This is a genomic window from Streptomyces sp. NPDC058620 (assembly GCF_042717135.1).
Taxonomy (GTDB): domain Bacteria; phylum Actinomycetota; class Actinomycetes; order Streptomycetales; family Streptomycetaceae; genus Streptomyces.
In genome coordinates, this window is record NZ_JBHXQO010000004.1 from 91,310 (window position 1) to 104,407 (window position 13,098).

Consider the following 13,098-nt stretch of genomic DNA (forward strand, 5'->3'; position numbering starts at 1 on the left):
TCTAGGCGGTGTCCGCGAGGACCGTGGCGAGCGTGTCGAAGAACGCCTCCCAGCCGTCCTCCGCCGCCGCGTACTGCTCGGGGGTGAGGTTCCCACCGCGCTGCCGGAACGTCATCTCGGTGGTGCGCCCGCGACCTGTGAACGTGGCGGTGACGATCTCGCCCTCGGACTCGTCGGCCGCACTCGCGTCCTTCAGCGTGAAGACCAGCCGCTCCGGTTCGACCACCTCGCGGTACACCCCGTGAAAGGGCATCTCGGTGCCCGGCACGACGAGGACCAGGCTCCATTCCCCGCCCGGCCTGACATCCATCGACACCCGGTCGAGCGGTACGTCGGCGTGGCCTCCGTACCAGGCCGCGAAGCGTTCCGGCGTCGTCCACGCCTCGAACACCCGCTCCCGTGGGGCGTCGAAGACACGGGTGAGGTCGATCCCCTCGCGTACTGACCCGTTCATGGTCGTGGTCCTTTCCTGGGCCCCCGGGCGGTGCTGCCAGATTCCAGGGGACCAGGCTCCGGAGGGTGCCGCCAGCCGGTCACTCCCCGGACTGCCCCCGGACAGCCGGTGCCAGGACCACCGTCTCGGCCACCTCGAAGGTCACCCCGGCCACTGCGCCTTCCTCCGGGGTGTCCCGCAGCGCACACTCCGCCTCCAGCGCGGGCCCGCGCTCGGGGTGCAGCAGTACGGAGACGTGGTGCCCCCGGAACGTACGCACTCCCACCGTGCAGCGCAGGCCCTCCTCCGGAGCACCGATCCGCACCCCGGCCGGCCGCACCAGCAGCTCGCACGGACCCTGCCACTCCCCTTCGGGCACGGCCACCTTGCCCCAGACCGTGTCCGCCACCGTGCCGGTCACCTCGGCGTCCACCACGTTGTCGAAGCCGAGGAAGCGGGCGACGAACGCGGAGGCGGGCCGCTGCCAGACCTCCAGCGGGGTTCCCGTCTGGGCGATCCGCCCGTCGCGCATCACGACCACCCGGTCGGCGAGCGCGAACGCCTCGCCCTGGTCGTGCGTGACGGCCAGGACCGTGGTGCCCAGGCGGCCGAAGAGCGTACGGAGCTCGACGACCAGACGTTCGCGCAGGCTCCGGTCCAGCTGTCCCAGGGGCTCGTCCAGCATCAGCAGTTTCGGGCTGGGGGCGAGCGCACGGGCGAGCGCGACGCGCTGCTGCTCCCCGCCCGACAGTGTGGCGACGGCCCGGCGCCCGGCGCCCGGCAGCCCGACCAGGTCGAGCAGCTCGGCGACTCCGCGTTCCCGCTCCGCCCGCCCGGCACCGTGCATCCGCAGCCCGAACGCGACATTGGCGCCGACATCGCGGTGCGGGAACAGCTGGTGGTCCTGGAACATCAGGCCGAGACCCCGCCGGTGCACCGGCACCCCGGCCTGGTCGGCGCCGCCCAGCAGCACCCGGCCGCCGTCCATGGGCTGGAGCCCGGCGACCACCCGCAACAGCGTCGACTTGCCGCTGCCGCTCGGCCCGAGCACACAGACGATCTCGTGGTCGGCGACCTCCAGGTCCACCGCGTCGAGCGCCTTCCGCTTCCCGAAGCGGACCGTGGCCGATTCCAGTGTCAGCATCGTCAGAACTCCCCGGATCGGTCGGTGCGGATACGTTCCAGCAGCAGCAGCGAGACCGCGCAGACGAGCATCAGAATCGTGCTGAGCGCCATCGCCTGCCCGTAGTTGAGCTCCCCGGACCGCCCCAGCAGCCGGGCGACCGCGACCGGCAGCGTCGGATTGTCGGGGCGCGCGATGAACACGGTCGCGCCGAACTCGCCGAGCGACACGGCGAACGCGAAGCCCGCCGCGACCAGCAGCGCCCTGCGCACGAGCGGCAGGTCGACCTCGCGCCAGGCCCGCAGCGGCGAGGCCCCGAGCACCGCCGCCGCCTCCCGGAGCCGCCCGTCCACCGCACGCAGGACCGGCAGCATGGTCCGTACGACGAAGGGGACGCCCACCAGCGCCTGCGCGAGCGGGACCAGGATCCAGGAGGTCCGCAGATCGAGCGGCGGCTTGTCGAGCGTGATCAGGAAGCCGAAGCCGACCGTCACGGCGGACACCCCGAGCGGCAGCATCAGCAGCGCGTCGAACCCGCGCACCAGCCGACCCGCCCGCCTGGTGAGCGCCGCCGCGGCCAGCCCGCCGACGACAAGTGCGATGAGGGTCGCGACGAGCGCGTATCGGAGCGAGTTCCAGACGGCTTCGAGCGGCGGAACGAGGAACGTGGAGCCGCTCGCGTCGGCGGACTGCAGCGCGCCGTAGAAGCCGAACCCGTAACCGCCCGGCCCGTCGAAGGAGCGCTCGACCAGCACACCGAGCGGCAGCAGGATCAGCAGCAGGACGGTCAGCAGCACCCCGCCGAGCAGCGCCCACTGCCCGGCGCCACGCGGCCTGCGGGCGGTCTGTTCCGGATCGACCAGCTTCAGAGCGGTCTCGCGCCGCCGTACGGTCCAGGCGTGCACGGCGAGGATCGCACCGACCGCGGCGAACTGCACGAGGGTCAGTACGGCGGCCGTCGGCAGATCGAGGAGCTGGGCGGTCTGCCGGTAGATCTCCACCTCGAGCGTGGAGAAGGCCGGGCCGCCAAGGATCTGCACGACGCCGAAGGAGGTGAACGTGAAGAGGAAGACCATCAGCGCCGCAGCGGCCACGGCGGGCGCCAGCGCGGGCAGGGTGACCCGCCGCCAGGCCGCGTACCGTCCGGCCCCGAGGACCCTGGCGGCCTCCTCCTGCCGTGGGTCGAGCTGCGCCCACAGGCCGCCGACGGTCCGTACGACCACGGCGTAGTTGAAGAAGACGTGCGCGAGCAGGATCGCCCACACGGTGGTGTCGAGCCGCACACCCCACAGCTCGTCGAGGAAACCGCCGCGGCCGAGCAGCGCCAGGAACGCCGTCCCGACGACCACGGTCGGCAGCACGAACGGCACCGTGACCACGGCCCGCAGCAACTGTTTGCCGGGGAAGTCGAAACGGGCGAACACATAGGCGCCGGGCAGCGCGAGGATCAGGGTGAGCGCGGTGGAGGCGAGTGCCTGCCAGGTGGTGAACCACAGGACGTCGAGGATCTCGGGCCGGCCCAGCACCTCACCGATCCGGCCGAACTGCCACCGGCCCGCGTCCTTCAGCCCGCGGCCGACGATCGCGGCGACGGGGTAGGCGAAGAACAGCGCGAAGAACGCGACGGGCACGGCCATCAGGCCGAGCCGCACCGCGCTTCCGCGTACCTGCCCCTTGCGCACGGAGCGGCCGGCTACTTCACCACGAGCGAGGACCACGACCGGACCCACTGCTCACGGTTCTCGGCGATCTTCTCCGGGGCCACGGTCGTCGGCTCGTCGACCTTCGCGCCGAACTCGGTGAAGAGCTCCGGCAGCTTCGCGTCGCTCACGACCGGGTTCACGAACATGTTCAGCGGCATGTCCTCCTGGAACTTCTGACCGATCAGGAAGTCCAGCAGGGCCTTGCCGCCCGCCTCGTTCTTCGCGCCGTCCAGCAGGCCCGCGAACTCGATCTGCCGGAAGCAGGTCCCGGTGGCGACGCCGGTCGGGGCCTCGGCCGGCCGCGGCTCGGCGTACAGCACCTCGACGGGCGGGCTGGAGGCGTAGGAGACGACGAGGGGCCGGTCGGCCTTGGCCTTCCTGCCGCCCGCGGAGCCGGAGAACTCGTCGTTGTACGCCTGCTCCCAGCCGTCGACGACCTTGACGCCGTTGTCCTTCAGCTTCTTCCAGTAGTCCTCGTAGCCGTCCTCGCCGTAGGCGGCGACGGTACCGAGGAGGAAGCCCAGGCCGGGCGACGAGGTGGCGGCGTTCTCGGTGACGAGCAGGTTCTTGTACGCGGGCTTCAGCAGGTCGTCGAAGGACCGCGGCGGCGCGAGCTTCTTGTCGGCGAAGTACTTCTTGTCGTAGTTGACGCAGATGTCCCCGGTGTCGACCGGCGTGACCCGGTGCTTGTCCGCGTCGAGCCGCACGTCGTCCGCCACCCGGTCGAGGCCCTTGGCCTCGTACGGCGTGAACAGGCCGTTGTCGAGGGCGCGGGAGAGCAGCGTGTTGTCGACGCCGAAGAACACATCACCGCGCGGGGAGCCCTTGGTCAGGATCTCCTGGTTGAGCGCGGCACCGGCGTCACCGCTCTTCAGGACCTTGACGGTGTAGCCGGTCTCCTCGGTGAACGCCTTCAGTACGTCCTTCGAGGCGTTGAAGGAGTCGTGGCTGACCAGCGTCACGGTCTTGGAGCCGGAGCCCTTCGCCCCCTCGGAGGCGTCGTCGGAACTTCCGCAGCCCGCGAGAGCCGTGACACCGAGCGCGGCGGCGACCGCGGTCACGGTGATCTTCGTGGTGGTGCTCATGTGATCCTCCTGGAAGTGACCAGGAAGAGACGCGGCCCTGCCCGCTTCCCAGTGATCATCGGGAAGCGGGCAGGGCGCAACAGCTTGAGTAAGGTCCGAACTTCCTACCCGGAATGACCCGGGCGAGGTTCAGAGGGTCTGCGGCCAGCCTGTCCTCGGTGCCGCACTCTCAGCGCTGTGGCGCTCCCCTGTCGGAATATGAAGTTGAATGTGGCGCCCAGGCTACACCGGGCCCCTTCCGCTTCAGCGCTCGGAGGCCGCCAGCTGTCCGCAGGCCCCGTCGATCTCCTGGCCGCGGGTGTCCCGGACCGTGACGGGCACGCCGTGGGCCGCGATGGCCTCGACGAACGCCTTCTCGTCCTCGGGCCGCGAGGCGGTCCACTTGGAACCCGGCGTCGGGTTCAGCGGGATCAGGTTGACGTGCACCCGCTTGCCCTTGAGCAGCCGGCCGAGCCGGTCACCCCGCCACGCCTGGTCGTTGATGTCGCGGATCAGCGCGTACTCGATGGAGATGCGACGGCCGGACTTCGCCTCGTACTCCCAGGCGGCGTCCAGCACCTCCCGCACCTTCCAGCGCGTGTTCACGGGGACGAGCGTGTCACGCAGCTCGTCGTCCGGAGCGTGCAGCGAGACGGCGAGACGGCACTTGAAGCCCTCGTCGGCGAAGCGCAGCATCGCGGGCACCAGGCCCACTGTGGAGACGGTGATCCCGCGCTGCGAGAGACCCAGCCCGTCGGGCTCGGGATCGGTCAGCCGGCGGATCGCGCCGACGACGCGCTTGTAGTTGGCGAGGGGCTCGCCCATGCCCATGAAGACGATGTTGGAGAGCCGCGCCGGCCCGCCAGGAACGTCGCCGTCACGCAGTGCCCGCATGCCGTCCACGATCTGGTGCACGATCTCGGCGGTCGACAGATTGCGGTCGAGCCCGGCCTGCCCCGTGGCACAGAACGGGCAGTTCATCCCGCAGCCCGCCTGCGAGGAGATGCACATGGTCACCCGCTCCGGGTAACGCATGAGGACGGACTCCACGAGCGTCCCGTCATGCAGCTTCCAGAGCGTCTTACGGGTGGTGTCGTCGTCGCAGCTGATGTGCCGCACCACGGACATCAGGTCGGGGAACAGCGCCTCGGCGAGGCCCTCGCGCGACGCGGCCGGAATGTTGGTCCACTCCGACGGGTCGTGCGCGTACCGCGCGAAGTAGTGCTGCGACAGCTGCTTGGCGCGGAACGGCTTCTCGCCGATCGCGGCGACTGCTTCCTTGCGCTCGTCGGGCGTGAGGTCGGCGAGATGCCGCGGCGGCTTCTTGGCTCCGCGGGGCGCGACAAAAGTGAGTTCTCCGGGCTTTGGCATGGTTCTTCCAGTGTCGCAGACAGACGAGTAAGGGCCCGCCGTCCTGTGGACAACGGGCCCTCGCTCACAACTTTGCAGGTCAGACGGTGTGCGGGCGCGGTGTGTCAGCCCGATCCGACGAAAATCACCAGCAGCAGCCAGACCACGGGCGCGGTCGGCAGCAGCGAGTCCAGCCGGTCCATGATCCCGCCGTGGCCGGGCAGCAGCGTGCCCATGTCCTTGATCCCCAGATCGCGCTTGATCATGGATTCGCCCAGGTCACCGAGGGTGGCACTGGCGGCGACCGCGAGACCCAGCAGCAGGCCCTGCCACCAGGCGCCGCCGGCGATCAGGAACTCCATGCACAGCGCGCCTGCGGCCATGGCGAAACTCACGGCCCCGAGCAGACCCTCGCGGGTCTTGCCGGGGCTGATGCGCGGTGCGAGCTTGTGCTTGCCGAAGCGCCAGCCGACCGCGTACGCCCCCGTGTCGCTGACCACGGTCAGCAGCAGGAACGTCAGGACGCGCTGGGGGCCGTCGTCGGCGGCGAGCAGCATCGCCACGAACGTGGCCAGGAACGGCACGTAGAAGGCGGCGAACACGCCGGCCGTGACGTCCTTGAGATACCCCTCGGGCGGTTCGGTCATCCGCCAGACCAGGACGGCGAGCGCCGTGAGCGCCATGGCGACCCAGGCGCCCTCCGCCCCGCGCACGTACCCGGCGACGACCATCGCCGCGCCACCGACCGCGAGCGGCACGAGGGGCGCCTTGATGCCCTTGCGCTCCTCCAGGCGGGAGGTGAGCTCCCACAGACCGACCACGACCGCGGCCACGATCACGCCGATGAAGGCGGCCTTCACGACGAAGAGCGAGGCGACGATGACGGCACCGAGCGCCACGCCCACCCCTATGGCGGCGCGGAGATCACGCCCGGCACGCTTCTTCGGCGGGGGCTGCGGCGGGGTGGACATGGGCTCCTGCGGCATCTCGTCACGGAACAGGGGGCCGCTGACGCGCGCGGCTTCCCTGTCCCGGTCGTCGCGGTTGTCAGCGTCTCTACCTGCGTCGGGAACGTCCGGCACGATGGGCATGGGCCGAGTCTGCTGGGCGTCATGCACATCGTATGCAGGACCCGCCGGAGCGGCTCCCATGTGGGGCGCGCCCCAGTAACCGGCTCCCTGCCGGGCACCCCAGGAAGAGTCGTTCATCAGACTTCGAGCAGCTCGGCTTCCTTGTGCTTGAGCAGCTCGTCCACCTGGGCGACGTACTTCGCGGTGGTGTCGTCGAGCTCCTTCTCCGCGCGGCGCACCTCGTCCTCGCCGGACTCCTTGTCCTTGACGAGCTTGTCGAGCGTCTCCTTGGCCTTGCGGCGGATGGAGCGGATCGAGATCTTGGAGTCCTCGGCCTTGGTCTTGGCGACCTTGATGTACTCCTTGCGGCGGTCCTGCGTGAGCTCCGGGAACGTCACACGGATGATGTTGCCGTCGTTGCTCGGGTTGACGCCGAGGTCCGAGTCGCGGATCGCCTGCTCGATGTTGCGCAGTGCGGTCTTGTCGAACGGAGTCACCACGGCCATCCGCGGTTCGGGAACCGAGAACGAGGCCAGCTGGTTGATCGGGGTCAGCGCGCCGTAGTAGTCCGCGACGATCTTGTTGAACATCGCCGGGTGCGCACGGCCGGTGCGGATCGCGGCGAAGTCCTCTTTCGCGACGACAACGGCCTTCTCCATCTTCTCCTCGGCCTCGAGGAGGATTTCTTCGATCACCACGTGCTCCTGCGTGTCTAGAGTGGACCCGGCATCGTCGGGCCCTGCGGATCATCCTGCGTCGCGTCCTCACCTGCACGGTGTCCGACCGGCAGGCGTTGTCCATCCTTGGGGGCCGTCAGGCCCTGGTGCCCTCGTCACTCACGAGCGTGCCGATCTTCTCACCCTTGACCGCGCGGGCGATGTTGCCCTCGGCGGTCAGCTCGAAGACGAGGATCGGCAGCTGGTTGTCACGGCAGAGCGTGATGGCGGTGGCGTCGGCGACCTTGAGGTCGCGGGCGAGCACCTCGCTGTACTCCAGGGCGTCGAACTTCACCGCGCCGGGGTTGGTCTTCGGGTCGGAGTCATAGACCCCGTCCACCCCGTTCTTGCCCATCAGCAGGGCCTTGGCGTCGATCTCCAGCGCGCGCTGGGCGGCGGTGGTGTCGGTGGAGAAGTACGGCATGCCCATGCCCGCGCCGAAGATGACGACGCGCCCCTTCTCCAGGTGCCGCACGGCGCGCAGCGGGATGTACGGCTCCGCGACCTGGCCCATGGTGATGGCGGTCTGGACGCGCGAGTCGATGCCTTCCTTCTCCAGGAAGTCCTGGAGTGCGAGGCAGTTCATCACGGTGCCGAGCATGCCCATGTAGTCGGACCGGGCCCGGTCCATGCCACGCTGCTGGAGCTCGGCACCACGGAAGAAGTTCCCGCCGCCGATCACTACCGCGATCTCCGCGCCGTCCCGTACGACCGCGGCGATTTCGCGGGCGATGGTGTGCACGACATCGGGGTCGACACCGAGGCCCCCGCCGCCGGCGAACGCCTCCCCCGAAAGCTTCAGCATGAAGCGTCCGGAAATCGTGCCCTCGTCGCGCTTGTGGTCGGCCTGTGTGGCGTCCGCGCCCTTGTCCATGGAAATTCTCCTCGTGCACATACGAAGAAGGCCATTGCCGGTGGGTCTGGTGTCCCTCAGCGGCAATGGCCTCCTCGTCAGATCTGCGGTCGTCCGGCATGAGTGCGGCCGTCGACTGCACTAGACCCTATCGGGGTCCACCGTTGTTCGCGGACGGACTCAGATGCCGACCTTGATGCGCGCGAAGCGCTTCAGGCTGACACCGGCCTCGTCCAGGATCTTCTGGACGGACTTCTTCGGGTCCTTGGCGAACGCCTGCTCCAGGACGACGACGTCCTTGAAGAAGCCGTTGACGCGACCCTCGACGATCTTCGGAAGGGCGGCCTCGGGCTTGCCCTCCTCGCGAGAGGTGGCCTCGGCGACGCGACGCTCGTTCTCGACCGTCTCGGCCGGGACCTCGTCGCGGTTGAGGTACTTCGGGGCGAAGGCAGTGATGTGCTGCGCGACGTCCTTGGCGACCTCGGCGTTCTCCTTGTCCAGCTCGACGAGCACGCCGACCTGCGGCGGGAGGTCGGGCATGGTGCGGTGCATGTACGCAGCCACGTAACCGCCGGTGAACTGCGCGAAGCGGTCCAGGACGATCTTCTCGCCAAGGTTGGCGTTGGCCTCGTCCACGTACGCCTGGACGGTCTTGCCGGCCTCGATCTCGGACGCGAGAAGCGTCTCGATGTCGGCCGGGGAGGTGGCGGCGACGTGCGCGGCCAGCGCGTTGGCGACGGCCTGGAACTTCTCGCCCTTGGCGACGAAGTCCGTCTCGCACTTCAGCTCGAGCAGGACGCCGGAGGTCTTGTCCTCGGAGATGAGGGAGACGACGGCGCCGTTCTCGGCAGAACGGCCTTCGCGCTTGGCGACGCCCTTCTGACCCTTGATACGGAGGGCCTCGACGGCCCCTTCGACGCTGCCGTCGGCCTCGTCGAGGGCCTTCTTGCAGTCCATCATGCCGGCGCCGGTGAGCTCACGGAGCTTCTTGACGTCCGCGGCGGTGTAGTTCGCCATGAGTCTGTATTTCTCTCTCGAAGTCTGAAAGATCTACGGGTGAACGGCGGGGGCGGTGCCTGTGGCACCGGCCCCCGCCGTCTTCAGCCGTGACGGGTGTCAGGCCTGCTCGGCGTCCGCGGCCGGAGCCTCGGCCTCGGCAGCGGGGACCTCGGCGGCGGGCGCCTCGGCAGCGGCCTCGGCGACAGGAGCCTCGGCGTCGGCGACCTTCTCGGTCTCGGCGGAGGTCTGAACCTCGGCGTCGGCCTTCTTGTCGCCCTCGAGCAGGTCGCGCTCCCACTCGGCGAGGGGCTCGCCGGCGGCCTTCTCGCCCGGCTTCGAGTCACCGGTGGCGGCACCGGAACGGGCGATGAGGCCCTCGGCGACGGCGTCGGCGATCACGCGGGTGAGCAGGGTGACGGAGCGGATCGCGTCGTCGTTGCCCGGAATCTTGTAGTCGACCTCGTCGGGGTCGCAGTTGGTGTCGAGGATCGCGACGACCGGGATGTGGAGCTTGCGCGCCTCACCGACGGCGATGTGCTCCTTCTTGGTGTCGACGATCCAGACGGCGCTGGGCACCTTCTGCATCTCGCGGATACCACCAAGGGTCTTCTCCAGCTTGGCCTTCTCGCGCGAGAGAACCAGGAGCTCCTTCTTGGTGAGGCCCGACGCGGCCACGTCCTCGAAGTCGATGAGCTCCAGCTCCTTCAGGCGCTGGAGGCGCTTGTAGACGGTGGAGAAGTTGGTCAGCATGCCGCCGAGCCAGCGCTGGTTGACGTAGGGCATGCCCACGCGCGTCGCCTGCTCGGCGATCGCTTCCTGCGCCTGCTTCTTGGTGCCGACGAACATGATGGAACCGCCGTGGGCGACGGTCTCCTTGACGAACTCGTAGGCGCGGTCGATGTACGACAGCGACTGGAGCAGGTCGATGATGTAGATGCCGTTGCGCTCCGTGAAGATGAAGCGCTTCATCTTCGGGTTCCAACGACGGGTCTGGTGACCGAAGTGGACGCCGCTTTCCAGCAGCTCCCGCATCGTGACGACGGCCATGGCCGTACTCCTTGAGGTACTCGGTTATCGCGACCGCAGGATTGCTGTCGCGCCTGACGCCCCGACGCGCCGTGCCACAAGGGACCGAGGAGCGCGGCCACCGTCCGCAGAGAGGGTGGTGGCGGGGCGTGCGAAGTCGACCCGGTCACCCGGATCGCCAAGGAAAGTGTACGGGACCCGTCGGGTGCCGGGTGACGGCGCTGTCCACAACCCGTCCGTTGTCCACAGATCGCGTTCATGATCCCCGCGGACCGGCGGCTCCGGGCAGCGTTGCGGTCATGCTCCGCACACCTGGAAAGCACCTGTCCCGCCGCCCTGCCGCCGTTCTGTTCGCCGTGTCCGCGGCCCTCCTCGCGGTGGCGGCCGCCTGTGCCGGCGCCCATGCGTCCGGGCGGCCCGCGCCGGACGGAGACCGCTCGTGGCCCTTGGCGGGCCGCCCCGCGGTGGTACGCGGGTGGGAGCCGCCCGCCGGGCCGTACGGGCCGGGTCACCGCGGCGCCGACCTCACCGCACAACCGGGCGCCGCGGTGCTGGCGGCCGCCTCCGGCCGTGTGTCGTTCGCCGGGCCGGTGGCCGGACGGGGGGTGCTCGCCATCGAGGTGGCCGGGAGCGGGGAACCATCTCTGCGCACCACGTACGAGCCGGTGCGGGCCCTGGTCGCCGAGGGCGAGGAGGTCGTGGCCGGTCAGGCGGTGGCGGTTCTGGAGACGGGACCTTTCCACTGCCCTGGAGCCTGCCTGCACTGGGGGCTGCGACGCGGCGGGAGCTATCTGGACCCTCTGACGCTGCTGCCGCCCTCCCTGCTGAGGCGCGGCCCTTCCCGCTTGCTGCCGGTGTTCGGCGTACCGGAGCCGCGGCCCCCGGCCGGTGCGGGGTCCGGGCCGGTGGCCGGGAGCCGGGAGGCGGGCTACGGAGTGCGCGGGCCGGCCGGGCACGCGCCGCACGCGGGAATGCTCGCGTCGGCCGCGGCCGTGGCGACCGTCAGCCCCGGACTCCGCGCAGGATCATCGCGACGGCCGTCTCGGCGACCACGCCCGGTTCCTCGGCCGCGCCCAGCTCGATACGGCGCACGGCGGCGTCCACCGAGCCCTGCAGCAGCATCGCCGCGAGCCTCGGCTGCGCATGTCCGAGATCGCTCAGCGCCTCGACGATCATGGCGATCAGCCCCCCGTGCGCGGCCCGGATCTTCTCGCGTGCGCCCGCGTCCAGCTCGCTCGCGGAGATCGCCACGACCGCGCGGTGGCGCCGGTCCCCGACGAGGTCGAGCTGCCTGCGGACGTACGCCTCGATCTTCCCCTCCGGCGTCCCGGCACGCGCCATCGCGTTCTCGACCTCGGCCGCCCAGACGGGGAAGTCGACGGCGCAGAGCTCTTCCACGACGGCCGCACGGGAGCGGAAGTACTCATAGACGGAGGACCTGGCGAGCCCTGTGCGCTCGGCGAGAGCGGGGAAGGTCAGCGCCTCCGTACCGCCCTCGGACAGCAAGGAGCGTGCGGCGTCGAGGAGGGCGCCACGCTGCATGGTCCGGTGCTCGGCCACGGAGGCCGCTCGAATCCTGGGCACGCGTCCACTCTACGGCGGCAGGTGTTCGGGAGGGGGTGCGCGCCTCTGTTCGGGTGGCCGAAGCCACCCCGGCCGGCTGCCGGAGAGCCGTTGTCCGAGGACTGGCTCAACGTCCCGCGTCGGCCAGTTTCGCCCGGAGTTGCAGCACGGACTTCGTGTGGATCTGGCTGACCCGGCTCTCGGTGACCCCGAGGACGTTGCCGATCTCGGCGAGGGTCAGCCCTTCGTAGTAGTAGAGGGTGACGACCGTCTTCTCCCGCTCGGGGAGCGTATTGATGGCCCGGGCGAGCAACCGTCTGAGCTCACGGCCCTCGGCGACCTCCACCGGATTGTCGGCGGCCGTGTCCTCCAGCGTGTCCATCAGGCTCAGCCGGTCGCCGCCCTCGCCGCCGACGTGCAGCAGATCTTCCAGGGCCACCACGTTGGCCAGTGACAACTGGCTGAAAACGGCGTGCAGTTCCTCCAGAGCGATGCCCATCTCCGCGGCCACCTCCGCCTCCGACGGCGTGCGCCGCAGCTGCGCCTCCAGCGTGGCGTAGGCACGCTCCACATTCCGCGCCTTCTGCCTGACGGAGCGGGGGATCCAGTCCAGCGCCCTGAGTTCGTCGATCATCGCGCCTCGGATCCGGGTGATCGCGTACGTCTCGAACTTGATGGCCCGCTCGACGTCGAACTTCTCGATGGCGTCGATGAGCCCGAAGACTCCGGAGGAGACGAAGTCCGCCTGCTCCACGTTGGGCGGCAGCCCGACGCTCACCCGGCCGGCGACGTACTTCACCAGGGGCGAGTAGTGCAGGATCAGCTGCTCCCGCAGCCGCCCGTCGCCCGTGGACTTGTAGGAACGCCACAACTCGTCGAGCGAGGAGGGGGCAGCTGGGCGCACAGTGCCACGCGCGGCCGGTGGTACTGCCGCGCGGTCAGACCCGGAGGTGTGCTGGGGCATGTGGTGCCTTGAGCCGTTCTGCTGTGAAGCGCTGGGGAACTTCTGTCTGGTGCGGAACCCTTGTGAGCGTAGCGTGACCGAAGTGTCGCGGTGCGCGCAGGACCGGGGGCCTGCACCGGGCGATTCTGCCCCATCGCGCGCACCGCCGGTCATGACTGACATCCGGGGCCGTCGCCGCGTGCGCCGGCCCCGGAGGCATCGCCAAGAGAGCCGCCGAGGTCATCGGCCTCACCT

Annotated in this window: 12 protein-coding genes, 1 pseudogene and 1 riboswitch; of the genes and pseudogenes, 1 reads left to right on the forward strand and 12 read right to left on the reverse strand. The window is 69.9% G+C overall.

All coding sequences use genetic code 11. The features are described 5' to 3' along the window. Position 1: 1 nt before the first annotated feature. The 10 genes from ACFWSK_RS06725 to rpsB form a co-directional block, all read right to left on the reverse strand. Positions 2-454 carry an SRPBCC domain-containing protein gene (locus tag ACFWSK_RS06725; protein ID WP_383782747.1) on the reverse strand — a complete coding sequence of 151 codons (453 nt, stop codon included), beginning with the start codon at positions 452-454 and terminating at the stop codon, positions 2-4. A 79-nt stretch (positions 455-533) separates the two neighbouring features. Further along, positions 534-1,577, reverse strand: coding sequence for an ABC transporter ATP-binding protein (locus tag ACFWSK_RS06730; RefSeq protein ID WP_383782749.1), 1,044 nt, complete (start codon positions 1,575-1,577; stop codon positions 534-536). Positions 1,578-1,579: 2 nt separating this feature from the next. Further along, positions 1,580-3,193 carry an ABC transporter permease gene (locus ACFWSK_RS06735; protein ID WP_383782928.1) on the reverse strand — a complete coding sequence of 538 codons (1,614 nt, stop codon included), beginning with the start codon at positions 3,191-3,193 and terminating at the stop codon, positions 1,580-1,582. A 56-nt stretch (positions 3,194-3,249) separates the two neighbouring features. Further along, positions 3,250-4,344 (reverse strand): thiamine ABC transporter substrate binding subunit, encoded by a 1,095-nt coding sequence (locus ACFWSK_RS06740; protein WP_383782751.1) that lies wholly within the window; start codon positions 4,342-4,344, stop codon positions 3,250-3,252. Between the two features lie 83 nt (positions 4,345-4,427). After that, a riboswitch (TPP riboswitch) is annotated at positions 4,428-4,544 on the reverse strand. A gap of 43 nt (positions 4,545-4,587) precedes the next feature. Continuing rightward, positions 4,588-5,694: a 23S rRNA (adenine(2503)-C(2))-methyltransferase RlmN gene (gene rlmN, locus ACFWSK_RS06745; RefSeq protein WP_383782753.1), complete on the reverse strand. Its 1,107-nt coding sequence runs from the start codon at positions 5,692-5,694 to the stop codon at positions 4,588-4,590. 104 nt (positions 5,695-5,798) lie between these two features. After that, the gene (locus ACFWSK_RS06750; protein ID WP_383782755.1) at positions 5,799-6,881 is read right to left on the reverse strand and encodes a phosphatidate cytidylyltransferase; all 1,083 of its coding nucleotides are present in this window, start codon (positions 6,879-6,881) and stop codon (positions 5,799-5,801) included. Further along, positions 6,881-7,438 (reverse strand): ribosome recycling factor, encoded by a 558-nt coding sequence (frr, locus tag ACFWSK_RS06755; RefSeq protein ID WP_073726823.1) that lies wholly within the window; start codon positions 7,436-7,438, stop codon positions 6,881-6,883. Before frr ends, ACFWSK_RS06750 begins: the two co-directional genes overlap by 1 nt. A gap of 118 nt (positions 7,439-7,556) precedes the next feature. Further along, the gene (pyrH, locus tag ACFWSK_RS06760) at positions 7,557-8,333 is read right to left on the reverse strand and encodes a UMP kinase (RefSeq protein ID WP_328906111.1); all 777 of its coding nucleotides are present in this window, start codon (positions 8,331-8,333) and stop codon (positions 7,557-7,559) included. 159 nt (positions 8,334-8,492) lie between these two features. Further along, positions 8,493-9,329, reverse strand: a complete 837-nt coding sequence (gene tsf, locus ACFWSK_RS06765; protein WP_383782757.1) for a translation elongation factor Ts — start codon at positions 9,327-9,329, stop codon at positions 8,493-8,495. 99 nt (positions 9,330-9,428) lie between these two features. Then, complete coding sequence (rpsB, locus tag ACFWSK_RS06770; protein ID WP_383782759.1) at positions 9,429-10,358, reverse strand: 30S ribosomal protein S2; 930 nt, start codon at positions 10,356-10,358, stop codon at positions 9,429-9,431. A gap of 278 nt (positions 10,359-10,636) precedes the next feature. Between rpsB and ACFWSK_RS06775 the strand changes: the two are divergent. After that, positions 10,637-11,212: pseudogene (locus ACFWSK_RS06775) on the forward strand (peptidoglycan DD-metalloendopeptidase family protein); the annotation flags it as partial. Positions 11,213-11,339: 127 nt separating this feature from the next. Here ACFWSK_RS06775 and ACFWSK_RS06780 read toward each other — a convergent pair. Beyond that, on the reverse strand, positions 11,340-11,897 hold the full coding sequence (locus tag ACFWSK_RS06780; RefSeq protein WP_383782929.1) for a TetR/AcrR family transcriptional regulator: 558 nt from the start codon (positions 11,895-11,897) through the stop codon (positions 11,340-11,342). 130 nt (positions 11,898-12,027) lie between these two features. Beyond that, entirely contained in the window at positions 12,028-12,864 is an 837-nt protein-coding gene (gene whiG / locus ACFWSK_RS06785) for an RNA polymerase sigma factor WhiG (protein WP_383782761.1), read from the reverse strand. Between the last annotated feature and the right edge of the window lie 234 nt (positions 12,865-13,098).